The following is a 25,513-nucleotide window of genomic DNA, read 5'->3' as shown; positions in this document are numbered from 1 at the left end:
CAGGTTTTTGCAGGCCTGCGGCAGCTTTGGCCACCCAAGTGTGGCAATCAAAAAAGGATCTCGTAGTGATGCTCGCTCGCCCATCCCGTCGTCGTACCCGTGTTCTGTCCTCCAAGCGTGAAGCTGTGGAGCCGACGCTGTGGCTGCTCAAGCCGTTGGCGCACGCCGTGGCGTTGTGTCTGGTGGCGGGCAGTGCGCAGGCGCAGACGGCGTTCAGTTCGAGCTGGTTTGCTGCCAAGGGCGCAGCGCAGCAAGCTGCGGCGGCGCGTCCGAGCATGGGCGGCTTGCCGGGGATGACACCGCCGCTGGCTCAACAGCAGAAGGCCAATCAGCAGTTGCAGCGTTCGATCCAGACGTTGAACAACACCGTTGCCGCGATTGCCGCGCAACAAGCGGCGCAGGCGGCCGGCCGTGCTGCCGCCTTGGGCACGGTGCAGTTTGTGCCGGACGGTCTGGGTGAGGGCGGTTTGAAAGTCGATAACAGCCTCGCCCAGGGTTGGCAGAACGCCAAGGGCCCACAGCAGACTCAGGCTGACGGCAAGACCACGGTGAAGATCGAGCAGACCGCAGACAAGGCGATCCTCAACTGGGAAACCTTCAACGTCGGGCGCAACACCACGGTCGAATTCGCTCAGCAAGCGAACTGGGCGGTGCTCAACCGGGTCAACGACCCGAGTGCGCGGGCCAGTCAGATTCAGGGGCAGATCAAGGGCGCCGGCACGGTGATGCTGGTCAACCGCAACGGCATCGTTTTCAGCGGCAGCAGCCAGGTCAACGTGCGTAACCTGGTGGCGGCGGCGGCCAATATCACCGATATCCAGTTCCGCGACCGTGGGCTGTATTTCGACAGCACCGGCACTCAGCCGACGTTCACCGACGCGGCTGGCAAGGTGTTGGTGGAGCGCGGCGCGTCCATCGAGACACACAAACCGGCGGTGTCCACCGATGCCGGTGGCTATGCGTTACTGCTGGGCAACGAAGTGCAGAACGACGGCAGCATCAGTACCGCCAAAGGGCAGACGGTGTTGGCTGCTGGTGATCGCTTTTACATTCGCAAAGGCTCGGGCACTGAGGGTAATACCTTTTCGACGACGTTTGGCAGTGAGGTCACGCCGGGCTTCAAGGCCGGGGCCGTTGCCGGCAAAGTCACCAACAACGGGCTGATTCAGTCCGCCACCGGCGACATCACCCTGGCCGGTCATGAGGTGGTGCAGAACGGTGTTTTGCTCGCCAGCACTTCGGTGTCCACGCGCGGCACAATTCATTTGCTCAACCCGAGCACTGACAGCACCGGCAGCGTCACGCTGGGGCAGGGCAGCGCCACGGCAATCATGCTCGACAGCAGCGACCTCACGGCGCTCGACAGTCAACGTGACGCCGCGCTGACCGGCGTCAACGCCAACAACCGCATCCGTGGCGATCAATCGCGCATCGAGATCCAGAGCGGCGGCAGCGTCGAGTTCCAGAACGGCTCGATTACCTTGGCCACCGGCGGCCAGGTCGCGGTCAGTGCGCAACGTCGCAGTCTGGTACGCGACGGCGCGATGATCGATGTGTCCGGCGCCCTCGGCGTCAAGGTCGCGATGGAAAACAACAACATCAAGATCAACGTGCAGGGCAACGAACAGCGCGACGCGTCGATCAACCGCGAGAAGGGCGCGCTCAACAGCAACGACGTCTGGGTCGATGTCCGCGAATTGGTCTACGTGCCGGCCGGCACCAACGGCTATGCCACGGATCGCTGGTACACGGCGGGTGGCTTGCTGGAAGTGGGCGGCTACCTCGGCACCCAGGGCCACAGCATCGGCGAGTGGATGGCCCAGGGCGGTACGGTGAGTTTCGCCGGTAACGACGTGGTCACCGAGAAGGGGTCGCTGATCAATCTGTCTGGCGGCACGCTGGATGTGCAGAGCGGCCAGATTCGTCAGAGCTGGCTGCGCGGTGCCGACGGCAAACTTTACGAAGTCTCGCGCGCGCCGGGCGATCTGCTCTACACCGGGTTGTACAAAGGCTATGAGGACAGCAGCGAACGCTGGGGCCAGACGAGCTATTTCTACAACCCGCTGATCGCGCCGCGCTCACGGTTCGAGTCGGGTTACACCGTCGGCCGCGACGCCGGGCAACTGGTGATCGCCACTGCCAATGCGGTACTCGACGGGCAAATGATCGGCGAGGTGTATCAGGGCGAACGGCAGAATCAGGCGCCGAAACCGGTGCTCGACGGCTATGAACAAAGTCAGACAGCACTGGCGCGGCGAGCGCAATTGATCGTCGGCAGTTACGAGCCGACCTACGTCGCTGCGGCGAGTGGCTTGTTGTATACGCTCAATCCGACGCTGGACCAGGTGCAAATGGGCGGCGAACGTCCGCTTGCCGGCAGTGATCTGGACCTGGCCGGGGCGGTGTCCGATGCACGCAAGGGCAAGTTGTTTCTCGATAACGATCAACTCAATGGTGTGCGCCTCGGTGCGCTCAAAGTGGCGGCTAAGGATCAGGTCGTCGTCGACGGCGCACTGACGGTCGATAACGGTGGCGACATCACCCTGTATGCCCCGGATGTGCAGATCGGCGCTGACCTGACTGCGCGTGGCGGTAGCCTGCGCCTGGGCAACGTGCTCAATCAATTCCTCTCCAGCGATACCGCCGACACTCGGCTCACGGCCAAGGCCGACAAGGCGACGCAGGTCAACGTGGCCGACGGTGTGCGACTCGATACGCGTGGCGTGTGGAGCAATTTGCGCACTAACCCGGACGATGGCGCGAACCTCGCGTACTTGAATGGCGGCCTGGTATCGGTCCGCAGCAGTGGCGATATCGATATCGGCGCGGGCAGTCTGCTCGATGTGTCCTCCGGCGGCGCTGTGCTGGCCAACGGCAAGACCCGTGGTGGCAAGGGCGGCGACTTGACGCTGGAATCCAGTGCGATTTCGGCGCCCGGTAAAACCCATCTCGACCTTGCGGGTGAATTGCGTGGCTACGGCGTTACGGGCGGCGGCACGCTGACGGTGCAGGCCAACAAGATCCTCGTTGGCCAGACCGACCAGGCATTGGCCGACAACACCCTGCAACTGTCCGGCGATCTGTTCAGCAAGGGTTTTTCCGCCTACAACCTGATCGGCCTGAGCGGGCTGGATGTTGCCGAAGGCACCGCGATTGACGTCACCCTGCCGGTGTTCCGGTTTGGTGATGCCGCGCCGAATCAGGTCAGTGGTGTCGATCCGCAAACGGCGCTTGAGTTGTGGACGCCGACGCTGTTCCAGGAGAACCCGACCAAGGGCCTGCTGACCCAACGCGCCGGCGCCAGCCTGACGCTGCAGGGTGGCGCCAGCCTGATCGGCTTGATCGATGCCGCCAACAGCCCGTTGACCCTGGGCCGTGGTTCGCGCATCAGTGTCGATCCGGGGCAGAGCATCAAGCTGCGCGGGGCGGGGCAGATCACGGTCGAAGGTGAACTGAATGCCTGGGGCGGGACGATTGATATTCGTCAGCAACAGTTTGGCGCGATCAACCCGGGCACCTCCAATCAAGTGGCGGATTCGACTGCGCACAACCGTTCGATCTGGATCGGCGAGCAGGCCGTACTGGATGTCGCCGGACGCGCCAATACGGCCATTGATGTTCTGGGGCGCACGTACGGTCAGGTCGGCAAGGGCGGCAGCATCATCATCGGCGGCGAAATAGACACGAAACTGGCGACGGCCACAGCGGCCGATGCCTATGTCATCGTGCGTCAGGGGGCTCGACTCGATGCGTCCGGCACCGAAGCGGTTGTCGATATCGCCGGTCAGGGGCCGACCCGCGTCGCAACCGATGGCGGGCGCATCAGCCTGAGTGCCTACAACGGCGTGTTCGTGGAGGGCAGCTTGCGTGCGGCGGCCGGAGGTGTCGGCGCTGCCGGTGGGCGTCTGGAGCTGGCGCTTGAGGTCCCGTTGTACTTGGATTCGGCAAGCAATGCGGTGCGCGCGCCGAGGGAAATCATTATCGGCCAAGGCCCCGGCGACGCGCGGTTGTCCGCTAGTTTGCGGCCGGGCGAGGGCGCCGACAGTTTGCGCTACGGCCAGACGCGCCTGAGCGCGGATGAGTTGATGGCCGGCGGTTTCGACAACCTGAGTCTGCTGAGCAACGGCTTGCTGTCGTTTGACGGTGACGTCAATTTGCACATGAACCAGAGCCTCAATCTGTATGCCGGGGCGCTCTCGCTGGCAGAAAATTCCACTGATGCGGCACGTATCGATTTGCGCGCGCCGTACCTGCGCCTGTCCGGTGTCGGTACTTACTTTGAAGCGCCCACCATGACGCGGCCACGGGTGACCCTCAATCCCACGAACCGATTGTCGCAGGCCACGTTCAATGCCTCGGCGAACCTGCTGGATGTCGGCAACGGGCTGTCGTTCGGTACGCAGGGGGCGATCTTGCAACAGCAAGGACCTGCCGTTGCATACAGCCGCCGGGCATTCGGCCTGGTGTCGCTCGACAGCATCGGTGACCTGCGTTTCCTCGCGCCCAATGACCGTGCTGAAAAAACCCGCCTGTGGACCCCGGGAGACTTGAATCTCGGTGCGGCGCAAATCTACCCCGCCACGGGCGTGCAGGCTGACGTCCGCGCCGGCTATCAGGGCGCCGACCGGGCGAACGAACACACCCTGCGGATCAGCGGTCGCGGCGTGGCACCTGCGGCGGTGCCTTATTCTGTATTCGGCAGTTTGAGCCTGACTGCAGGCATCATCGAGCAGGGCGGGGTGATCCGTGCACCGTTGGGCCTGATTACCCTGGGTGACGATGTTCTGACCGCCACACGTGAGGTGCGCCTGTTGCCGGGCAGCATGACGTCGGTCAGCGCCGCCGGGTTGGTCATGCCTTACGGTGGCACCACCGACGGCATCGACTATCGCTACAACGACAAGTCGGTCATCTTGAATGGCATCACTGGCCAAACCAATGGCGTGGTCGTCAACTCGCAATACATCGATGTACAGGGCGGTGCGACTCTTGATCTGTCCGGTGGCGGTGATCTTCGCGGCGCCGGTTTCGTTTCAGGGCGCGGCGGCTCCACCGATGCCCGTCTCAATCCGTTGGTGCGCAATGCCGCCGACGGCACCTTCAGCTTGCCAGGGCTTGCGAGCAATCCGGTCTACGCCATCGTGCCGGGTAATCAGAGCGTGTATGCGCCGGTGGTGGCAGAGGCCGCTGCAGTGGATCCGCGGGTCGGCCAGCAGATCACCCTTGGCGCCGGCGTGCCCGGTCTGGCAGCCGGTACTTACACCTTGCTGCCCTCCAATTTTGCCCTGTTGCCGGGGGCATTCCGCGTTGAAGTGAATGCTCAGGCGACGCCGAGCGGGACGACGCCTGCGCTACAACTGCGCAACGGTTCCTGGACCAGCAGCGGGCAGATGTCGATTGCCAATACCGCTTTGCGTGACAGCCTCGCCAGTCAGGTGATCCTGACGTCTGCCGATATGTTGCGCCGCTACTCGCAATACAACGAAACCAGCTTGACCCAGTTCATCTACAGCGATGCCGCGCGACGGGGCGTGCCGCGTGCGCTGGCACCCATGGACGGCAAGACGCTGGACTTGCGTCTGAACGCCGGTGGCGAACAAGACATTGCTTTGCAGTTCAACGGGCAGGCGCTGTTCAAGGCCGCCGAGGGTGGCTTTACCGGCACCGCCGTACTGCGCGGGGGCAATGCCGGCGCGAACTTTGAAATCCTTGGTGCAGGGCATGCGCCAACCGCTGACTTCGATGGCGTCTCGGTCTACGCTGACACGCTCAACAACCTCAACGCCGGACGCCTGAGCATCGGAGCGATGCCGAATGTCATGTACGGCAACTCGGCCAACATCATCGGATTCCTTGGCACCAGCAAAGACATTGTTCTGCGTGAAGGGGCGATCCTGTCAGCGCCGGAAGTGCTCTTGCGCACCACGTCGACCCTTGGTGGCATCACGGTCGAGGCGGGAGCGGGGATCAATACCCTGGGACGCGGCGATGTGGCCTACGACTCAACGGCCGGCTATTTCTATCAGCCTGACCAATCCAGCCTGTTGCTGGCTTCCAACGGCTGGACTCATGTTCTGGCGCCGAAAGCGGCCAGCGGCATTTCCGGCGGTGGCAGGATCCGCATCGGTGTCTGCACCACGGCTGTGTGCAGCAACCCGGCGATCCTTTATTCGGACGGCAGTCTGACGGCCGCCACGGATAATCAATTCGAACTCGACGAAGCGGTGCGTTTCGGCACGCGCCACCTGGCGCTTTCGGTCGGCTCGGTCAACGCCGGCAGCGCCGAAGCACTGGCAGCGGCAGGCAGTCGCGTACCGGCGGGGTTGATGCTCAACCAGAACGTGCTCAATCGACTGCTGCGTGGCGATACGCAGTACGGCGCACCGGCGCTGGAAACCCTGAGCCTGACCACTCGCGATGCTTTCAATTTCTACGGCAACGTGAGCCTCGACACTCTCGATCCGCAGACCGGCCAGAGTAAATTGCAGAACCTGGTGCTGGTCACTCCGGCGATCTATGGCTTGGGCAATGCCAACGATGTGGCGAGCATCCGCACCGCCAATTTCATCTGGAACGGCGCCACGCAAAGCCCTGGCGGCGTGATCACCGCTGGCGCCGGTACGGGCAGCGGCACGCTGGACATTCAGGCGCAACGTATCGAGTTGGGTTACGACTCGATGCCGCAAGCGAGCGGCCTGGATCAGAACAATCGTCTGGCGCTGGGTTTTGCCAACGTCAACCTGACCGCCAGCGACCGCATCACCGCCAACCACAAGGGCAGCCTCGCGGTATATCAGGAGCAGGGCACTTACGACCCGGTCAAGGGTTACCGCTACAGCGGCGGCAACCTGAATCTGCGTACGCCGTTGCTTACCGGTGAAGCGGCGTCGGTCAGTGTGCTCAAGGCTGGCAACAATCTGACGCTCAGCGGTGGCGGGGCGGCCGGGGTGGCGGACGCGCTGGGTGCCGAGTTGAACCTTGAGGCTCGCAACATCGTGCTCGATAGCCGTATCGCCCTGGCCAGCGGCAAGCTGACGGTCAAGTCCGAAGGCGATTTGACCCTTGGCAATGCTGCGGTGCTGGACATGGCCGGGCGTACGTTGCCGTTCAACGATGTGAATAAATACAGCTGGGGCGGCGACGTGTCGCTGTACAGCGCCAACGGCAATATCCGGCAGGCGGCGGGCTCGCGGATTGATCTGTCGGCGAAGAATCATCAGGCCGGCAACCTCACGGCCACCGCGCTGGGCGACGCTGCCGGGACAGTCGATTTGCAGGGTGAAATCCTCGGCGGCAGCAGCGGTTATTACGATGCCGGCGGCACGCTGGTGCCTTACAAGGCCGGGAGCGTGGACATTCGCGCGCAAAACCTCGGCGGGGATGCCACGGCGCAGTTTGCCGCGCTCAATCAACGCCTGAACGCCGGACAGGTGTTCGGCAGCCGCAGTTTGCAGCTCAAGCAAGGCAATCTTGTGATCGGCGATGGCCTCAAGGCTGGTGACATCAATGTCTCGGTGGACAACGGTAGCCTGACGGTGGCCGGTCTGATCGACGCCAGTGGCGAGCGCGTCGGCAACATTCGTCTGGCGGCGAAAAACGCTCTGACGCTGGCCGGCAACAGCGTGCTCGACGCCCATGGTCGAGTCCTGCGCGTCGACAGCTACGGCAAGATCATCGATGCGCCGAACCGCGCCACGGTGGAGCTCAATTCCGGCGAGGGCGTGCTCACGCTGGCGTCCGGCGCGCGCATCGACCTGCGTCACGGCACCGATGCGCTGCCCGGTTTCCTCGCCGGTCAACACGACGGAATGCTGCGCGGCACCCTGGAATTGAACGCGCCGCGTCTGGGCAGCAATGACATCGCCATCGACGCCAGCGGTGCGTTGACCATTCAGGGCGCTCGCTCCATTGGCCTCAACGCTACACGCCGCTACACCGATGCCCGCGATGGCGTCGATCAAGCGGTCAGTGGCCGACCGTATCAAGTGATCGATCAGGCCATGCTTGATAGCATCCATGGCGACAGCAACACCTTCATCAATGCGGCGCTGGGCAACAGCGATCTGCTGCAACGCAAACTCGCCGGTCTGAACAACGCTGCCTACGCCGATGCATTCCATTTGCGTCCGGGCGTGGAAATCGCCAGCAAAACCGCCGACGGCGACCTGGTGGTGGAGGGCGATCTGGACTTGTCCGGTTATCGCTACGCCAGCCTCAATCCGCACACGCGCTTGAACCCGGCGGTGTACGGTTCCGGTGAGGCCGGCAACCTGGTGATCCGCGCGGGTGGCAACCTCGATATTTACGGCAGCATCAACGACGGTTTCGCGCCGCCGCCGGAAACTCAGGACGATGCCGGCTGGAAATTGATTGCCGGTGTGCAGCCGTTCGGCGGTGATCTGATCGTGCCGGGCAGCGGTGTTTCGCTGGCTGAGGGGACACAGTTCCCGATCGGCGCCACGCTCAATTACGACGTGACAATTCAGGGCGCGGTGCTGGCCAGCGGCACGTTGCTGCCGACTCAGGCAGTATTGGCTGAGGCGTATACCTTTAGCGCCGGCACCGTGTTGGCCGGGGCCATCCATGATGCCAGTGGCAACCTGCTGTACGCGGCGGGGACGTTGCTCAGTGACAGTGTGACGGTGCCGGCGAACAGCCGTTTGGGTGCCGGCATTCGCTTGAACAAAGCGACGAACCTGCAAGCCATGAACTGGCCCAAAGGCGTGCCGTTGCCAGCGGTTTACGATGCCGATCTGAGCAGCACTTCCGGGGTGAGATTGAGTGGATCGCTCGACTTGCTGCGCGGTTCGCTGATTCCGTCGATGACCGACGTGAAACTGGCCGACGGCACTTCACTGATCGAACTGCGTCCGTTTACCGGCGACCAGCAAGGCAAGAATTGGGCGCTGGCGAGCCTGCTGCCTTCGGGCAGTGCGTCGTGGTCGATGCGCGTGGTGGCGGGGGCGGATCTTGGCGCCGCTGACAGTCGTGCGGTGAAGCCGGTATTGACCGATGGCAATCTGCGCCTGGCCGATGCTCATTACGGTGTGACCGTGACGACGGGTACCGGAACAATGGTCTGGGCGCCAGGCAATCCCTACGATCTGCCGGGGTATAACCCTGTGCCCGATGACCAGTTGTTCATGTGCGATTTGATTCCGGGACTTTGTCAGCCGATGGCGCGTTGGGTCTGGGCGCCCGGCAGCGGGTTGGGGGGGGATTACGAGCCGGTGCCTGAAGAGGCGCTGATCCTCTGTGACATCTACCCGAACCTGTGTATCGGCAATAATCCGGGCACAACCGCCAAAGCTCATAGCCAGATGTTCAGCGTCCTGCGTACCGGTACCGGCGATCTCGACCTGATCGCCGCCGGCAACCTGAGCATGGACTCGCCGTTCGGCGTGTATACCGCAGGCACTCAGTCAGCCAACGTTGATCCGCTCTATAACCAGAAACGCGGGCATCTCTCGGACAGCGATTCGGTGCTGGGCACGGCGGGTGCTGACTATGAGAAATGGGTCAACGGTGGCGCGGACAGCTTGTATCAAGCCTGGTATCCGCAGTTGGGTGGCAACCTGACGATCAACGCCGGGGGCTCGGTTTCCGCCGATTCAGTAGGCAAGAAGGCGCTCTCGTCGGGTGGCGGTTTCCGTGAGCAGATTGCCAGCGCGTCAGTGGGTAACTGGCTGTGGCGCCAAGGCACAGGCAATCCGGATGTACCCACCGCCTGGTGGATCAACTTCGGCAGTTATGCCACTCAGTTGATGACAGCCGACGGCAATACCGAACCGTACCTGATCGGCTTCACCGGTTTCGGCACCTTGGGCGGCGGTAATATCAGCCTGCGTGCCGGAGGTGACGCCGGTATGCTCAAACCGTTGGGCGATGCCATCAACTATCCGCGCAGCCAAGGGCTTATCGTTGCCGTGGGTAGCACGGGTCGTATAGCCAGCGATGGCAGTGTGCAGATGACCGGCGGTGGCGATATGGACATTCGCATCGGCGGCGCGCTGAACCCATCGCTGCAAGCGCGGGCCGGAGACAATGGGACGAGGGCGCCGAGGCACGACCTGCAAGGCGCGCTGATCAATTTGCGCGGGGCGGCGCAATTGACGGGCGGGGCACTGGGCGGCATCAATCTGCAATACGGTGCCCTTTCACAGTCGCATGATGTCCGTGAAACCCGACCGCTGGATCCTTTCACCTCGACCACCAGCAACGCGTCCGGTGGTCTGGTGCTGATTCCAGGTGACTCGGGCATGAGCCTCAACACCCGGGGTGATCTGGTGCTGGGCGGCGCGGCCGATCCCGGTCGGGTGCGTCTGTTCAATGCCTCGCCACTGCTCGATAGCAGCGGCAATATGGGTATCGGCGGCATCCTGAGCGGCTTCTCGCTCTGGACCGATCACACCGCCATCGATCTGTTTTCTGCCGGTGGCAATCTCACGCCGAGTACTCAATTGGCGGAGGTCGACAGCAATCTCACCCCGGTGAGCGGCGCCAATACCTCGCCCACCGATGGACGCTTTGTCTATCCGTCGATTCTTCGGGCTGTGGCGGCTCAGGGGTCGATTTATGCCGGTCCATCGGCAACATACGGCGAGGGCAACGCAGCGCCGACTACCGCGTACTCACTGTTGTTGGCACCTTCGACAGCCGGACAACTCGAACTGTTGGCCGGCGATTCCATCTATGCCGGTGGCTATGCGATCAATCAATCCGGCGCTAGCCCACTGGCCATTGCCACGCCTTTCAAACCGGCATTCCAAGCCTTCGCCAGCAGTAGGGTCCAGAAGCCCCTCAACAGCAACTACGCCAGCGACGGTGTTAAGCCTGACGCCAATTCGCGTTATCCGTTGTTCGCTTTTGGCCCCAACAGCTATTCCGGATTGAATGACGTGCAGGGACCCGCAAGGTTTTATGCCTTGACCGGCGATCTGGTGGGGATACGCAGTGGTGAGACGTTGAGATTCGATAACTCGAAACGCACGTGGTACGAAGCAACAGGCCCGGTCTGGATGGTTGCCGGACGTGACATCGTGGCATCCGGGACCAACCTGGGCCAACCGACAGCCGTGCGGCCCGATGAGATGGGCGTGGGTCAGGAAGTCATCACCTCGACCGGCAACCTGTTCGTTCATAACGACCCGCGAGATGTATCGCGGGTGTCGGCCGGACGCGACATCCTTTACAGCAGCTTCGATATTGCCGGCCCGGGTACGCTGGACATTAATGCCGGGCGCAACATCCTCATGGAAGACCGTGCCAGCATCACCAGCCTGGGTTCGTTGGTGGCCGGGGATCAGCGGCCTGGCGCCAGTGTGGTGCTGCAGGCGGGCACAGGCGCGCAAGGGCTGGATTACTCACGGTTCATCGCGCGTTACCTGAACCCGCGGAACCTCGCTGATCCGCAGGCCTCTCTCAACGGCCAGCCGGGCAAAGTGGTCAAGACCTACCTGGACGAGTTGCAGAGCTGGCTGACCCTCGGCTATGGCTTCAGCGGTAATGCCGAACAGGCGCAAGCGTTCTACGCCGCGATGCCGAGCGCCGAACAGGCAATCTTCGCCCGCCAGGTGTACTTCGCTGAACTGCGTGCCGGCGGTCTGGAATACAACGACGTCGATGGCCCGCGCACTGGCAGTTATCTGCGCGGTCGCAACGCGATTGCGGCGCTGTTCCCGAGCACTGATGTGGCCGGCAATCCGATTCGCTACGACGGCGATATCACGCTGTACGGCGGGGCAGGGGTCAAGACCCTGTTCGGCGGCGACATCCAGATGCTCACACCGGGTGGCGGTCAGGTATTCGGCATCGAAGGCGCGGCGCCACCCTCGACGGCGGGGATCATCACTCAGGGTTCGGGCAACATTCAGCTCTATTCGCAGGGCAGCATTTTGCTCGGCCAGAGCCGGATCATGACCACCTTCGGTGGCTCGATTCTCGGCTGGTCCGCCGAGGGCGACATCAACGCCGGTCGCGGCTCGAAAACCACGGTGGTCTACACCCCGCCGAAACGTGTTTACGACACCTGGGGCAACGTCACACTGTCGCCGTCGGTGCCGAGCACCGGCGCCGGTATCGCTACGCTCAACCCGATTGCCGAAGTGAAACCGGGCGACATCGACCTGATCGCGCCGCTGGGCACCATCGATGCCGGCGAGGCGGGGATTCGCGTGTCGGGCAACGTCAACATCGCCGCGCTGACGGTGGTCAACGCCGCGAATATTTCGGTGCAGGGCAAGTCGACCGGCGTACCGGTGGTCTCGGCAGTGAATACCGGCGCGATCACCTCGGCCAGTTCCGCTGCATCCTCGGCCACCCAAGCGGCGGAAGACGTGGCGCGTCAGCAGCAAGCGGCGTCGCGACAGAATCAGGCGTCGGTGTTCACCGTGCAGGTACTGAGCTTCGGCAACGAACAACTCGCGCCGTCCCGCGATGGTGCCAGCCGCGCGCCGGCGCCGGGTTACAACCCGGACAGCCCGGTGCAGGTGTTGGGCGCCGGGGCGCTGGATGAACAGGCGAAACAGCAGTTGACCGAAGAGGAGCGCGGGCAACTGACGCTGTAAAAGACTCTCGTGCAGTACGTTTGGGCGGCCGGTTGGTCGCCCTTTTTTATGTTGATGAGGTTAGTGGGTATTGTTGTCGAGTGTGGACTAACGTCAGTATTTTGATGTGCCCGTTCACTCGATAGACCAGTAGATAGTTTGGATTGACCACCATTTCCCGAGTGCCCGGTACCCGACCGGATCTGTAACCATAGGGAATTGATGAAAGCCTTTGCGTTGCTGCACCCACCTTGCGCTGCAGAGCCGCTGAAGCGTTGGAATTGTATTGTTCAATGTAATCGATAATGTCAGCCAGATCGTCCAGAGCTTGATCGCTCCATTCAAGCGGCAGCGCGTCGATTCTTGCGTTTCTCTTCTAATAATTGGTCGAGCCGCACCATGGCTTCCTCATGGGGAATGCCTGGGCGAGGATCATCCAGTGCAGCCTGCACCTTGGCACGAAACCAGCGATCGTAGCTCTCGGCCTCTTCTTCGGATTCGAAGTCAGAGTAAAACGGGGAAAGTAATATGCTCATAGTGATCTCCGTGATCAATCTCGGCAGTTTAAGGGGGGACATGGCCCATTGTCGTCACTGGCAGACGATGCACCCCATGAGCCCTTGAGGAACCATGGGATAACGGAGCCCAGTATCTGCAAGCGCCCCCTTTAAATCTGCCAGACGTTTCCCCCCGTTGTCCGGTAATCTCGACCGCCGCTGTAGGCGTATTCCACCTATGCGTTTTTCGGGTTTTCAGGCTACAAATCCAGGTGCGCTTTCCTACAAATGCACTCAGAACGCATAGGGAATACTCACCTTCGCCCACAACATTTCCCCCTCCGGCCGGTTCTCCACATCAAATTCCTTGGCCCAGCGGATCTCCGCACTGGCGTACTTGAGAAAGGTGAAATGCAGCGCCGGGCCGATGGCGAACACCTTGCCACGTACGCCGTCGTCGACGTCCTGCCCGGCGAACTGCACGGTATGGCCGAACTGTTTGTCGTCGGTGGTCTGCTTGAGGTAGTAGCCGTTGATGCCGAGCATCAGATCATCGGTGAGCTTGTAGCTGGCCGAATAATCGAAGTGGAAGATCTGCCCGGATTTGTAGTCAGTGTCCTTGTTCTTCTCGTTGAAGCTGTAGGTGGTCTTCATCGAGACTTCGGTCTTGTCGGTCGGCAGCCAGGTGAAGGAGAACAGCGGTTTGTAGGTGTAGAAATTATTGCTGGTGTTGGCCAGCCGATCGACGCTGTATTCGCCGGTCGGCACGGTGATTTCCAGCGCGGCGCCAAGGGTCAGATTCTTGCCCATGTCCCACAGAATGATCGGTGCAATGGTGGTATCGCCCATGCCTTCGCGGGTGTCGCTCAAGCCGAATACCGAGACTTCCTGCTTCAGCCACGGCTGGGCGATGTAGCCGGCCAGGCGCCCGCCGAAGATACGCACGGGGCTCAAGTAGTCGAGACGCGGAATCACCGCGGTGGACTCGATTTCGACGTTGGGCACCTTGCCGCCGAACGAGCTGATGTTGAGTTTGGTCGCCTTGTAATGGTTGTAGTAGAGGTTGAACGCGACCATGTTCTCCGGAAGGCTGTCGACCTCCAGCGGCAGCATGAAAAAACCGTCGGTGCCGGTGCCGATGTTGTCGACGCCGGCTTCGGTGGCCAGTGCCGGTATCGTCACGGCGCAACCCAGCAAGGAAAGGGCCAGGCGCAGAGGGAATGTCGCGCGGTTCGGGTGCATATCAGTCCTCATTATTATTGTGTTTTGGGCGCAACGCCGGCACGCAGTGCGCGCGGCACTCTAGAAATAAGCGCTTGGCGCCCGGCGGGGCAGGGTTTTGGCGGACACTGAGGGGGACTTCTGCGGACAGCTGGCAAACCCTGTGCTAACTTCCTTCGACATAACCGGTAACAAAAATAACAATCAAGCGTGATCCGGAATGTCATCCCCCATGAATGTAAAAGTCCAAGACCCGACTTTCGAACTGGCGCTGGTCTCGCCGTTTCTCCTGCAAACCCTTGCCGAAGTCGTGCAGAACAAGGGCATCGATCCCGAAAGCCTGTGCCGTGGCCTGGGTTTTACGCTGGAAGACTTACAGGATCCGACGCAGCGGATTTCCTATCGCCAGGCCGTGGCGATGATTCAACGTGCGCTCAAAGTGCTGCCCCATCAGGGCCTGGGCCTATGGGTGGGCGCACAGAATGTACTCGGCACACTCGGGTTGCTCGGGCATGTGCTGTCGTTGTGCAAAACCCTGCGCGACGCCTTTGCGCTGGGGATTCGCCACCAGCACACCTCGGGCGGGATTGTGGTGTCGAGCGTCGACGTGGTCGGTGCGCAGGTGCATCTGGATGCTGAATGCCGCCTGCCATTCGCCGATGTGCAGGTGTTTGCCGTCGAGGAGTTCTTCGCCAGTCTGCTGGTGTATGGCCGCGCACTGGTGGGGGTTGATTTCAAGGCGATTGCCGTGGAGTTCGTGCATGCCGCACCGGATTACCTCAGCGAATACCACCGCCTGCTCGGGCCGGACGTGCGCTTCGGTTGTCTGCACAACCGCATGCTGATCGATGCGCAGTGGCTTGACGTGAACCTGCCCAATCACCATTCGCTGGCGCTGCGTCAGGCGGTCGCCTTGCTGGAGCTGGAAGCGGCGCAGGTGCATCAGAAGCTTGATCTGATTCAGGCGGTCGAGCGGGCGATTGCCAGGGATTTGACCTCTGGCAGCCATATCGAAAAGATTGCCGGTGATTTGAATATGAGCAGTCGTACTTTGCGCCGGCGTTTGACTGAGCATGCGCTGACGTTCGAGGCGCTGCTGGAGCAGGTGCGGCAGGCGCGGACGATGAGTCTGCTGGCCAATCCGGATATGCCGATCGAGCGGATTACCGAGGAAGTGGGGTACAGCGATGTGCGCAGTTTTCGCCGGGCGTTCAAGCGTTGGACCGGGATGAGCCCGAGTGCCTGGCGTAATGACGCAAACCCTCACCCCAGCCCTCTCCCAGAGGGAGAGGGGGCCGACTGCAGTGTCTTGCGAGTTACATCGACCTGAAGAATTGCGTCGATTATGGACTTGAGAGAGGGGGCCGACCGCAGTGTCTTTCGTCGTACATCGACCTGAAAGATTTTTGTCGATTATGGATTCACCGATACACGTTCAAGTCGGCGTAGCTCTTCAATATCCCCCATTCAGTCCCCTCTCCCCCCGGGAGAGGGCTAGGGTGAGGGGCTTTTGACTTCCATCCAAACCCACACAAACCCTCCGGCCACAGGTAAACTCCCGCGCACTTTCCCAAGGAGTTCACATGAGTTACTACCAGCCGGGCATTCTCGCCACCCCAGTTCCTGCGCAAGCACGTCACCTGTTTTTCGCCCTTGAATCGGCTGAAGCCCTGCCGCAAGCGATCGACAATCTGCTGAATCAGGTGGACGGCAAGTCGGCGGTGGTCGGTTTCGGTGAATCCCTGGCCAAGGCCCTCAACGTACAAATTGAAGGCCTGCGCAGCTTCCCGGCCATGACCGGCGTCGGCGTCGAGAACCCGTCGACCCAGCACGCGCTGTGGGTCTGGCTGCACGGCGTCGACCGTGGTGAACTGCTTAACCGTTGCAACGCCCTCGAAGCCGCACTGGCGCCGGCCCTGCGCCTGGTAGAAATGCAGGAAGCCTTCCGCCACAAGGACGGCCACGACCTGACCGGTTACGAAGACGGCACCGAAAACCCGCACGACGAAGCCGCCATCGCCGCCGCCCTGCAAAGCGCCGGCACTGACGGCATGGTCGGTGGCAGCTTTGCCGCGATCCAGCAGTGGCAGCATGACCTCAAGGGTTTCCACAAACTGTCCGCCGACGACAAAGACAACATCATGGGCCGTCGCCTCAGCGACAACGAAGAGATCGACGACGCGCCGGTGTCCGCCCACGTCAAACGCACCGCGCAGGAAAGCTTCGCCCCCGAAGCGTTCGTCGTGCGCCGCTCGATGCCGTGGATCGAAGGTGATCGCGCTGGTTTGATGTTCCTCGCTTTCGGTTTCTCGCTGGACGCCTTCGAAGCGCAACTGCGCCGTATGAGCGGCCTGGAAGACGGCATCACCGATGGTCTGTATCGCATCAGTCGACCGATCACTGGCGGCTACTACTGGTGCCCACCGTTGAAGGACGGTCACCTCGATCTGCGCGCGTTGCGCATCGGCTAAAGGAACAGACATGGACGTGGTGCGCTGGGGCATGATCGGTTGTGGCAGCGTCGCTGAACGCAAGAGCGGGCCGGCCTTTTACAAGGCGCCCGGTTCGGCGCTGGTGGCGGTGATGGGCCGACGGCTTGAAGCGGTCAGCGATTACGCTTTGCGTCATGGCATCGACCGCGTCTACACCGACGTCGATGCGCTGATCAACGATCCCGAGGTCGACGCGGTGTACATCGCCACGCCGCCCGACAGCCATCACGCCTACAGCCTGAAAGTCGCTGCCGCTGGCAAGCATTGCTGCGTCGAAAAACCGATGGCGCTGAATGCCGGACAAAGCCGCGAGATGCAGCAGGTGTTTGCCGAGGCCGGATTGCACTTGTTTGTGTCCTACTACCGCCGCTCGTTGCCGCGCTTTGCGCAAGTGCGGCAGTGGCTGGAGGAGGGACGCATCGGTGAGGTTCGGCATCTGAGCTGGACGTTGACCAAAGCGCCGTCGCCGGCGGATCTGGACGGTCGCGATAACTGGCGCACCGATCCGGCGGTGGCCGGGGGCGGTTACTTCGCTGATCTGGCCAGTCATGGTTTTGACCTGTTCCAGTATCTGCTCGGCGACATTGTTGAAGTCGCCGGATTCACCGCGCGTCAGGCCGGCTTATATGCAGCGGAAGATGCCGTCAGCGCCAGTTGGCGGTTTGCCTCCGGGGCGTTGGGTATGGGTTGCTGGAGTTTTGTTGCGGATCGGCGCGAGGATCGGGTCGAGATCATCGGCAGTGAAGGGCGGATCAGTTTTTCGGTGTTTGATGAACATCCCGTGCAATTGCATGCCGATGAAATCATCAGCCTGGAAATCCCGCATCACGAACATATTCAGTGGCATCACGTGCTGGGCATGAATGCTCACATTCGTGGCGACTCACAACACCCCGCCGTCGCCGAACAAGCGCTCAAGACCGATTGGGTCATGGACCAGATCCTCAAACGCCAGTAGCACACAATTCCCCTGTAGGCCTTCGCCTGCTCGCGATAGCGGTGTGTCACGCACCGGATTCGTATCTGATACACCGCTATCGCGAGCAGGCTCACTCCTACAAGAAGCGATCGTGTGAAGTATCTAAGGTTATGCCCAAACAATATTTCTCAACCTCGTCATAACACCCCTAAGATCACGTCATAACTCGTTATAACAAGTGATCCCGTGATGACCGATAACGTTCTCTCTCTTAGCCCGCTCTCCTTATCAAGTGTCCCGCTGCACACCCAACTGCGCGATGTCCTGCGTGCGCGAATTCTCGACGGCGAATACCCGCAAGACAGCCAGATGCCTTCCGAAAGCGAACTCGGTGCGCTGTTCAAAGTCAGCCGCATCACCGTGCGCCAGGCGCTCGGCGATCTGCAAAAGGAAGGGCTGATCTTCAAGATCCACGGCAAAGGCACCTTCGTCGCCAAGCCGAAAACCTTTCAGAACGTCAGCAGCCTGCAAGGCCTAGCCGAGTCGATGACCGGCCGTGGCTACGAGGTGATCAATCGCCTGCGCAGTTTCAAATTCATCCCCGCCGACAAGCGCGTTGCCGAACGTTTGCAGGTCGCCGAGGGCGAGATCGTCGCGCAGATCAAACGCGTACGGCTGATCAACCGTGAGCCGATCTCGCTGGAAATCACCTACCTGCCCAAAGCCGTCGGCGAGCGCCTGGAGAAGGCCGATCTGGTCACCCGCGACATCTTCCTGATCCTCGAAAACGACTGCGGCATCGCCCTCGGCCACGCCGATCTGGCCATCGACGCGGTGCTCGCCGACAGCGACTTGACCCAGGCGCTGAACGTCGAGGCCGGCTCGCCGATCATGCGCATCGAGCGTCTGACCCACGACGCGCAAGGCCAGCCGCTGGACTTCGAATACCTTTACTACCGTGGCGATGCGTTCCAGTACCGCCTGCGGATCGACCGGCAAAAAGGGGAGCAGGCATGACCCGCAACGTGCTCGAACAGGAATACGACATCGTCGTCATCGGCGGTGGCACCGCCGGGCCGATGGCCGCGATCAAGGCCAAGGAAAACAACCGCGATCTGCGCGTGTTGCTGGTCGACAAGGCCAACGTCAAACGCAGCGGCGCGATCAGCATGGGCATGGACGGCCTGAACAACGCGATCATCCCCGGCCACTCGACGCCGGAGCAGTACACCAAGGAAATCACCATCGCCAACGACGGCATCGTCAATCAGGCCGCCGTTTACGCCTACGCGACCCATAGCTTCGAAACCATCGAACAGCTTGATCGCTGGGGCGTGAAGTTCGAGAAGGACGAAACCGGCGATTACGCGGTTAAAAAAGTCCACCATATGGGCGCCTACGTGCTGCCGATGCCGGAAGGGCACGACATCAAAAAGGTCCTTTATCGCCAGTTGAAACGCGCCCGGGTGAGCATCACCAATCGCCTCGTCTGCACGCGGTTGCTGACTGACGAGGAGGGCGCCGTCAACGGTGTGATGGGCTTCGATTGCCGCACCGCCGACTTCCATGTGATCAAGGCCAAAGCGGTGATCCTCGCCTGCGGTGCTGCCGGACGCCTGGGTTTGCCGTCGTCGGGCTACCTGATGGGCACCTACGAAAACCCGACCAACGCCGGCGACGGCTACGCGATGGCCTATCACGCCGGCGCCGAACTGGCCAACCTCGAATGCTTCCAGATCAACCCGCTGATCAAGGATTACAACGGCCCGGCCTGCGCCTACGTCACCGGCCCGCTGGGCGGCTACACCGCCAACAACAAGGGCGAACGCTTCATCGAGTGCGACTACTGGAGCGGGCAGATGATGTGGGAATTTCACCAGGAACTGGAGAGCGGCAACGGCCCGGTGTTTCTCAAGCTCGATCACCTGGCCGAAGAAACCATCCAGAACATCGAGGAAATCCTGCACAGCAACGAACGCCCGAGTCGCGGCCAGTTCCACGCCAATCGCGGCACCGACTACCGCACGCAGATGGTCGAAATGCACATCTCCGAAATCGGTTTTTGCAGCGGCCACTCGGCGTCTGGCGTGTGGGTCAACGAACGCGCCGAGACTTCGGTGAAAGGCTTGTATTCGGCGGGTGACATGGCTGCCGTGCCGCACAACTACATGCTCGGCGCCTTCACCTACGGCTGGTTTGCCGGGCACAACGCCGCCGATTTTGTCGCCGGTCGCGAGTTTTCCGCGCTGGATGCCGAGCAGATCGAGAAGGAAAAGGCCCGGGTTTACGCACCGCTGGATCGCGAACACGGTCTGCCGCCAGCACAGGTCGAGTACAAGCTGCGGCGCTTCGTCAACGATTACCTGCAACCGCCGAAAGTGACCAAAAAGATGCAGATCGGTCTACAGCGCTTCAGCGACATCGAACGCGATCTCGATCAGATGAAAGCCAACAACGCCCATGAACTGATGCGCGCCATGGAAACCAGCGTGATCCGCGACTGCGCCGAAATGGCCGCCCGCGCCTCGTTGTTCCGCGCCGAAAGCCGCTGGGGGTTGTACCACTATCGCGTCGACCACCCGCAGCGCAACGATAGCGAATGGTTCTGCCATTGCCATTTGAAGAAGGGCGACGACGGCCAGATGACCAGTTTCAAGAAAGCCGTCGAACCTTACATCATTCCGCTCGATGCTGAAGAAATGCAGGCCTACGACCGCTTGCGGGTCGGCGCTTTCGCCGCTTGATGCACTACTAAAAGAGAGTCCGAACCATGGCCTATCAAGCTCAGGAAATCTTCTTTCGCTCCAACGCCCCCGTCACCGTGGACGAGGACAAATGCATCGCCGAAAAGGGCTGCACCGTGTGCGTGGATGTCTGCCCGATGGACTTGCTGGCGATCAATCCGGCAACGCAGAAGGCCTACATGGCGTTCGACGAATGCTGGTACTGCATGCCGTGCGAGAAGGATTGCCCGACGGGCGCCGTCAAGGTCGACATCCCCTATCTCCTGCGTTGAAACGCGATCCTCTGTAGGAGTGAGCCTGCTCGCGATAGCAGTGTGTCAGTCAGCACATCAACATCTGGAAAACCGCTATCGCGAGCAGGCTCACTCCTACATTTGAACTGTGACAACCCAAAGCCATCCGGTGAACCCCGGACGCTGGATTCACCGAAAACCCCTCGTTTCCCACCGCGCCCTGATCGCGGCGGAGACGAACTCAAATAAATGATTCGAGGGGAAACAACCATGTTGCGTGCAGCAATCGCCGGTCTGGTACTGGCTTCGTTCACTTTGTCGGCCTCGGCCGAAACCATCCGCATCGCCATCGGCACCCAGGACACCACCATCAACTGCGCCGCTGGCGGGTTGTTGATTCGTGAACTGGGCCTGCTCGACAAATACCTGCCCCACGACGGCCCCTACAAAGACGCGAAGTACGACGTGCAGTGGAAGAACTTCACCAGCGGCGCACCGCTGACCAACGAGATGGTCGCCGGCAAACTCGACTTCGGTGCCATGGCTGATTTCCCCGGAGCATTCAACGGCGTCGCTTTTGAAACCGCCGGCAAGCACAGCCTGTTCATCAGCGTGCTGTCGGGGAGCATCAAGGGCAGCGGCAACGGCATCGTCGTGCCGAGCGCGTCCGGCGTGCAGGCGCTCAGCGAACTCAAAGGCAAGACGATTTCCGTGCCGTTCGCCTCCACCGCCCACGGCATGCTGCTGCGTGCCGTGGCGGCGCAGGGCTGGGATCCGCTCAAGGATGTCAACATCATCGCCCAGCCGCCGGAAGTCGCCGGCTCGGCGTTGCAGGCCGGCAAGATCGACGCCCACGCCGATTTTGTGCCGTTCGCCGAACTGTTCCCGAGCCGGGGTTTCGCCCGCAAGATTTATGACGGTGCTCAGGCGAATGCGCCGACGTTCCACGGTGCGCTGGTGGATCAGGCGTATGCGAAGAAGTACCCGGAAGTCGTCGTCGCTTACCTGCGCGCGAGTATCGAGGCCAATCAGTTGCTGGCGGCGGAGCCGGAGAAATACAGCGAGCTGATCGCCAAAGTGACCGGCGTCGATGCTGAGGTGAACTACCTGTTCCACGGCCCGCTCGGCGTACAGACCCGCGACCTGAGCTGGAAGCCGGAATATCGCCAGGCGGTGGGCACCGCGATTGATACGTTGAAGCTGCTGAAGAAGGCTGATCGCGGGCTCGATCTGAACAACTTCATTGACGACCAATACATCCGTGCGGCGTTCAAGGCGTCGAACCTGGATTACACGGCGCAACTGGCGAACTACGCGCAGACGCCGTTGCAGGCGACGGATGCGGCGACCGGTAAAGCTATTACTGACTTCAGTCATGTTGCGGAAATCTGGGTGCGCGGCGAAGACAAGGTGCGCCAATACGCCTCGGCGGAAGAAGCGTTTACCGCGCTGGCGGCTTTGAAGCAGGAAGGTAAAAACATCCGTGCGGTGTATGCGCAGGCCAGTGACAGTGGGATCAAGTTGCTTGCCGAACAAGCCTGGTTTGCCAGTGATGCGAAAGGGCGTCTGAGCGCGTTTTTGCTCAAGGGGCAGGCTCAGCAATTTGCCTCGGCGCAGGGTGGCAAGGTTTTTGATTTCACTGATGCCACTACCCAGGCGGTTGCTGCTCGTTAGTTGAAGATCAAGAGCCCCTCACCCTAGCCCTCTCCCAAAGGGAGAGGGGACTGACCGCGGTGTTTGGACTAGCTACGCCGACCTGAAATACCGAGTCGAACTCAGGTTTGAAAGGTATGAAGATCGGCTCCTTCTTGAGCCGAACTCAGGTTTTGAAAAACGTGAAGATCGGCTCCCTTTCCCCCTCGCCCCCTTGGGGGAGAGGGCTGGGGTGAGGGGGTAGATCTCAGCCATCACACAGCTCCACAACCGGAAACCCGCTCCATGAAAACACCCACCCTACGCTGGACATCAAGAGCCGCCTCACTGCTGCTCTGCCTGCTGTTCTGGCAACTCGCCGCCAGCCATCACTGGAACCTCGGCCTCATCACCTTTGCCAACGTGCCAACCCCTTTGGCCGTGGTAGAAGCAGCGCTGGGCCTCGGCGACTCCGGCAAGCTCCTGCAACACCTCACCGCCAGCCTAAGCCGCGTCTTCGCCGGCTACCTCGCCGCACTGCTGATCGGCATCGCCCTCGGCCTCGCCATCGGCCGCTCAAAATGGGCCGAAGACCTGCTGCTGCCACCGCTGGAAGTCCTGCGCCCAATCCCCGCCGTTGCGTGGATCCCGTTGGCGATCCTGATGTTTCCGTCCTCGGAACTGTCGATGGTCTTCATCACCTTCACCGGTGCACTGTTCCCGATCCTGCTCAACACCGTGCACGGCGTCGAAGGTGTCGATCCACGCCTGATCGCCTCGGCAAAAAGCCTCGGGGCGGGGCGCCGCGCGATTCTGCTGGAAGTGATTTTGCCCGGCGCCGCGCCGAGCATCATCACCGGTCTGGCGATCGGCATGGGTACTTCTTGGTTCTGTCTGGTGACTGCAGAAATGATCTCCGGCCAGTTCGGCATCGGCTATTACACCTGGGAGTCCTACACCATTCAGAACTACGCCGACATCGTCGTCGGCATGCTCCTGATCGGGGTGTTGGGCATGGGCAGCAGTCTGCTGATCAAACGTCTGGGCGGGTTGTTCACGCCCTGGCATCGACCGCGAGGAAAAGCCTGATGAGCGCGATGCAAACTCCGGAAGGGCGGATCGACATCCGCCAATTGTCCATCGTCCTCGGCCAAGGAAGTGAAGCGTTCGAAGCGGTGCGAGAACTCGATTGCCAGATCGAGTCGGGCCAGTTCGTGTGCATTCTCGGCCCCTCCGGTTGCGGCAAATCGACCTTGCTCGGCGCTTTGGCCGGGCATCTGAATGCGCACGCCGGCAGCCTGAAAGTCGATGGCGCGGCAGTGTCCGGCCCGTCGCCGCAGCGCGGCATGGTGTTCCAGCATCACACGCTGTTTCCGTGGCGCACGGTGCGCGACAACGTCGCTTTCGGCCTGAAGATGCGTGGCATCGGCAAAGCCGAGCGTCATCGTGCTGCCGACGACATCCTCAAATTGGTCGGCCTCGAAGGTTTCGCCGAACGCTGGCCTGATCAACTCTCCGGCGGCATGCAGCAACGCGTCGAAATCGCCCGTGTGCTGGTCAATCGCCCGCGCCTGTTACTGATGGACGAGCCATTCGGCGCGCTGGATGCGCTGACCCGTTTGAACATGCAGGAACTGCTGCTGGACATCTGGACGCGCATCCGCACCACCGTGGTGTTCGTCACTCACGACATCGACGAGGCGCTGTTCCTCGCTGACCGCTTGCTGGTGATGAGCGCGCGACCGGGGCGGATCATCGAAGATTTACGCCTCGACTTTACCCGACCGCGCACCAGTGAACTGGTGACCAGTCCTGAATTCTCCCGCCTCAAGCGCCACTGCCTCGACCTGTTGCGCCACGACAACGACCGACCGCTGCCGCGCCTTAATCCGCTTGGCCTGCCTCCCGAAAACCCTTTACCGCGATTTGCCCTATGACCTCTATTTTTGCTGTGACCGATAACGATGAAATCCTCGCCCTGCAACCGCGTCTGACTGCTGAAGATGCTGGCGTGCGGCGTATTGCGCTGATTGATCTGGCGGATCTGGAGGAGCCCGATGGCTTGCTCTGGCTGGTCGATCGCCTCGGCCAGGATCCTGCCGAAGACGTCCGCGCTGAAGCCGCGCGTTTGCTGGAAGCCTGGGAGGATGAAGACGTTGTGCAAGCCTTGTGCGAGGCGCTGACCGACTCGTCGCCCGCCGTGCAATCCGCTGCTGCGCAGAGCTTGAGTCTGCTCAAGACTGAAGCAGCGGGGCGGGTGATTCTGCCGTGGACCGATCATGCCGACGTCAGCGTGCGTATCGCGGCGTTCCGCGCCTTGCGTGAACTGCGTTTCGCCGATGCTGCACCTGCTGCGGTCTCTGCGCTGAACGATGCCGATGCCAACGTGCGCCGCGAAGCCGTCGGCGTGCTCGGTTGGCTCAAGCAACTCGACGCACTGTCTGCCTTGGCGCGATTGGCCAGCGACGATCCGGACACCGAAGTACGCCGCGCCGCCACCGGTGCTCTCGGTTTGGCCTCCAGCGCTGAAGTCCTCCCGGCCCTACGCCAGGCCTTGCAGGACAACGCCTGGCAAGTGCGCGAAGAAGCCGCAACGACACTGGGCAAAGTCGGCCACCGCGACGCCGGCCCGGCGCTGGTCGAAGCGCTGAGCGATGACTACTGGCAAGTACGCCTGCGCGCTACTCGCAGCCTCGGCCGTTTGCAATTTGCCCCGGCGCTGGACGCATTGATCGAGACCCTCGGTCATCGCATCAGCAATCTGCGCAAAGAGGCCGCGCTGGCCTTGGGTGAGTTGAATGATCGCGGCGCCGTGGCGGCCTTGCAGGCCGCGCAGGACGACGGCGACCCGGAAGTGCGCAAAGCCGTGCGCATTGCCCTGAGTCAGTTGCAATGAACCCGCTGTCAGTCGGTAACTCGCAAAGCGAGCAAACCCTTCGGCTGACTTGGCCTGACGGGCAAGAACAACAACTTAACCACGCCGAGCTGCGCCGCCAGTGCCCGTGCTCGCAATGCCGCGCGTTTCGCCTCAAGGGCCTGACGCCGCTGGTCGATGACCGCGTGCGCCTGATTGAACTCAACCCCCAGGGCTACGGCGTGCAACTGGTGTTCAGCGACGGCCACCAGCGCGGCATCTACCCGTGGGCCTATCTGGCAAACCTCAATTCCTGATACACCACGATCCCCTGTAGGAGTGAGCCTGCTCGCGATAGCGGTGTGTCATTCAACAA

15 protein-coding genes are annotated in these 25,513 nt (G+C 61.6%); 12 read left to right on the top strand and 3 right to left on the bottom strand.

What is annotated here, in order from left to right; genetic code table 11:
• Positions 1–68 precede the first annotated feature (68 nt).
• A complete protein-coding gene (locus tag CQ009_RS24115) occupies positions 69–12,566 on the top strand; it encodes a filamentous haemagglutinin family protein (protein WP_105708927.1) in 12,498 nt (4,165 codons plus the stop codon).
• A 46-nt stretch (positions 12,567–12,612) separates the two neighbouring features.
• Here CQ009_RS24115 and CQ009_RS24110 read toward each other — a convergent pair whose 3' ends face one another.
• The 3 genes from CQ009_RS24110 to CQ009_RS24100 all read right to left on the bottom strand — a co-directional run bounded on the left by CQ009_RS24110 (position 12,613) and on the right by CQ009_RS24100 (position 14,284).
• Positions 12,613–12,840, bottom strand: a complete 228-nt coding sequence (locus CQ009_RS24110) for a type II toxin-antitoxin system RelE/ParE family toxin (protein WP_241091113.1) — start codon at positions 12,838–12,840, stop codon at positions 12,613–12,615.
• Positions 12,841–12,886: 46 nt separating this feature from the next.
• Positions 12,887–13,081 carry a hypothetical protein gene (locus CQ009_RS24105; protein ID WP_064120669.1) on the bottom strand — a complete coding sequence of 65 codons (195 nt, stop codon included), beginning with the start codon at positions 13,079–13,081 and terminating at the stop codon, positions 12,887–12,889.
• A 255-nt stretch (positions 13,082–13,336) separates the two neighbouring features.
• A complete protein-coding gene (locus CQ009_RS24100; RefSeq protein ID WP_105708925.1) occupies positions 13,337–14,284 on the bottom strand; it encodes a transporter in 948 nt (315 codons plus the stop codon).
• Between the two features lie 211 nt (positions 14,285–14,495).
• On the opposite strand from CQ009_RS24100, the gene CQ009_RS24095 reads away from it, so the two are divergent.
• From CQ009_RS24095 to CQ009_RS24040, 11 genes are all read left to right on the top strand, one after another.
• Positions 14,496–15,593: an AraC family transcriptional regulator gene (locus tag CQ009_RS24095; protein ID WP_105708924.1), complete on the top strand. Its 1,098-nt coding sequence runs from the start codon at positions 14,496–14,498 to the stop codon at positions 15,591–15,593.
• Between the two features lie 253 nt (positions 15,594–15,846).
• Entirely contained in the window at positions 15,847–16,734 is an 888-nt protein-coding gene (locus tag CQ009_RS24090; RefSeq protein WP_105708923.1) for a Dyp-type peroxidase, read from the top strand.
• A gap of 10 nt (positions 16,735–16,744) precedes the next feature.
• Complete coding sequence (locus CQ009_RS24085) at positions 16,745–17,713, top strand: Gfo/Idh/MocA family protein (RefSeq protein WP_105708922.1); 969 nt, start codon at positions 16,745–16,747, stop codon at positions 17,711–17,713.
• Positions 17,714–17,923: 210 nt separating this feature from the next.
• On the top strand, positions 17,924–18,691 hold the full coding sequence (locus CQ009_RS24075; protein WP_105708921.1) for a GntR family transcriptional regulator: 768 nt from the start codon (positions 17,924–17,926) through the stop codon (positions 18,689–18,691).
• Positions 18,688–20,418, top strand: a complete 1,731-nt coding sequence (locus tag CQ009_RS24070; RefSeq protein ID WP_105708920.1) for a fumarate reductase/succinate dehydrogenase flavoprotein subunit — start codon at positions 18,688–18,690, stop codon at positions 20,416–20,418. The genes CQ009_RS24075 and CQ009_RS24070 overlap by 4 nt, the downstream gene beginning before the upstream one ends.
• Positions 20,419–20,444: 26 nt before the next feature.
• Positions 20,445–20,690, top strand: coding sequence for a ferredoxin family protein (locus CQ009_RS24065; RefSeq protein WP_003225615.1), 246 nt, complete (start codon positions 20,445–20,447; stop codon positions 20,688–20,690).
• A gap of 231 nt (positions 20,691–20,921) precedes the next feature.
• Entirely contained in the window at positions 20,922–22,325 is a 1,404-nt protein-coding gene (locus tag CQ009_RS24060) for an ABC transporter substrate-binding protein (RefSeq protein WP_105708919.1), read from the top strand.
• A gap of 264 nt (positions 22,326–22,589) precedes the next feature.
• Positions 22,590–23,372 (top strand): ABC transporter permease, encoded by a 783-nt coding sequence (locus CQ009_RS24055; RefSeq protein ID WP_105708918.1) that lies wholly within the window; start codon positions 22,590–22,592, stop codon positions 23,370–23,372.
• Entirely contained in the window at positions 23,372–24,220 is an 849-nt protein-coding gene (locus tag CQ009_RS24050) for an ABC transporter ATP-binding protein (RefSeq protein ID WP_064387707.1), read from the top strand. Before CQ009_RS24055 ends, CQ009_RS24050 begins: the two co-directional genes overlap by 1 nt.
• Positions 24,217–25,179 (top strand): HEAT repeat domain-containing protein, encoded by a 963-nt coding sequence (locus CQ009_RS24045; protein ID WP_105708917.1) that lies wholly within the window; start codon positions 24,217–24,219, stop codon positions 25,177–25,179. The genes CQ009_RS24050 and CQ009_RS24045 overlap by 4 nt, the downstream gene beginning before the upstream one ends.
• On the top strand, positions 25,176–25,454 hold the full coding sequence (locus tag CQ009_RS24040) for a DUF971 domain-containing protein (protein ID WP_105708916.1): 279 nt from the start codon (positions 25,176–25,178) through the stop codon (positions 25,452–25,454). The genes CQ009_RS24045 and CQ009_RS24040 overlap by 4 nt, the downstream gene beginning before the upstream one ends.
• The last annotated feature ends 59 nt before the right edge of the window (positions 25,455–25,513 follow it).

The sequence above is a fragment of the Pseudomonas sp. MYb2 genome (genome assembly GCF_002979955.1).
GTDB lineage: Bacteria > Pseudomonadota > Gammaproteobacteria > Pseudomonadales > Pseudomonadaceae > Aquipseudomonas.
The sequence above is the reverse complement of the archived record's forward strand: the minus strand, read 5'-3'. Positions and strand labels throughout refer to the sequence as shown.

Coding starts and splice junctions, on each gene's coding strand:
- CQ009_RS24115 (WP_105708927.1), top strand. CDS start 69: ATGCTCGCTCGCCCATCCCGTCGTCGTACCCGTGTTCTGTCCTCCAAG.
- CQ009_RS24105 (WP_064120669.1), bottom strand. CDS start 13,081: ATGAGCATATTACTTTCCCCGTTTTACTCTGACTTCGAATCCGAAGAA.
- CQ009_RS24100 (WP_105708925.1), bottom strand. CDS start 14,284: ATGCACCCGAACCGCGCGACATTCCCTCTGCGCCTGGCCCTTTCCTTG.
- CQ009_RS24095 (WP_105708924.1), top strand. CDS start 14,496: ATGAATGTAAAAGTCCAAGACCCGACTTTCGAACTGGCGCTGGTCTCG.
- CQ009_RS24090 (WP_105708923.1), top strand. CDS start 15,847: ATGAGTTACTACCAGCCGGGCATTCTCGCCACCCCAGTTCCTGCGCAA.
- CQ009_RS24085 (WP_105708922.1), top strand. CDS start 16,745: ATGGACGTGGTGCGCTGGGGCATGATCGGTTGTGGCAGCGTCGCTGAA.
- CQ009_RS24075 (WP_105708921.1), top strand. CDS start 17,924: ATGACCGATAACGTTCTCTCTCTTAGCCCGCTCTCCTTATCAAGTGTC.
- CQ009_RS24070 (WP_105708920.1), top strand. CDS start 18,688: ATGACCCGCAACGTGCTCGAACAGGAATACGACATCGTCGTCATCGGC.
- CQ009_RS24065 (WP_003225615.1), top strand. CDS start 20,445: ATGGCCTATCAAGCTCAGGAAATCTTCTTTCGCTCCAACGCCCCCGTC.
- CQ009_RS24060 (WP_105708919.1), top strand. CDS start 20,922: ATGTTGCGTGCAGCAATCGCCGGTCTGGTACTGGCTTCGTTCACTTTG.
- CQ009_RS24055 (WP_105708918.1), top strand. CDS start 22,590: ATGAAAACACCCACCCTACGCTGGACATCAAGAGCCGCCTCACTGCTG.
- CQ009_RS24050 (WP_064387707.1), top strand. CDS start 23,372: ATGAGCGCGATGCAAACTCCGGAAGGGCGGATCGACATCCGCCAATTG.
- CQ009_RS24045 (WP_105708917.1), top strand. CDS start 24,217: ATGACCTCTATTTTTGCTGTGACCGATAACGATGAAATCCTCGCCCTG.
- CQ009_RS24040 (WP_105708916.1), top strand. CDS start 25,176: ATGAACCCGCTGTCAGTCGGTAACTCGCAAAGCGAGCAAACCCTTCGG.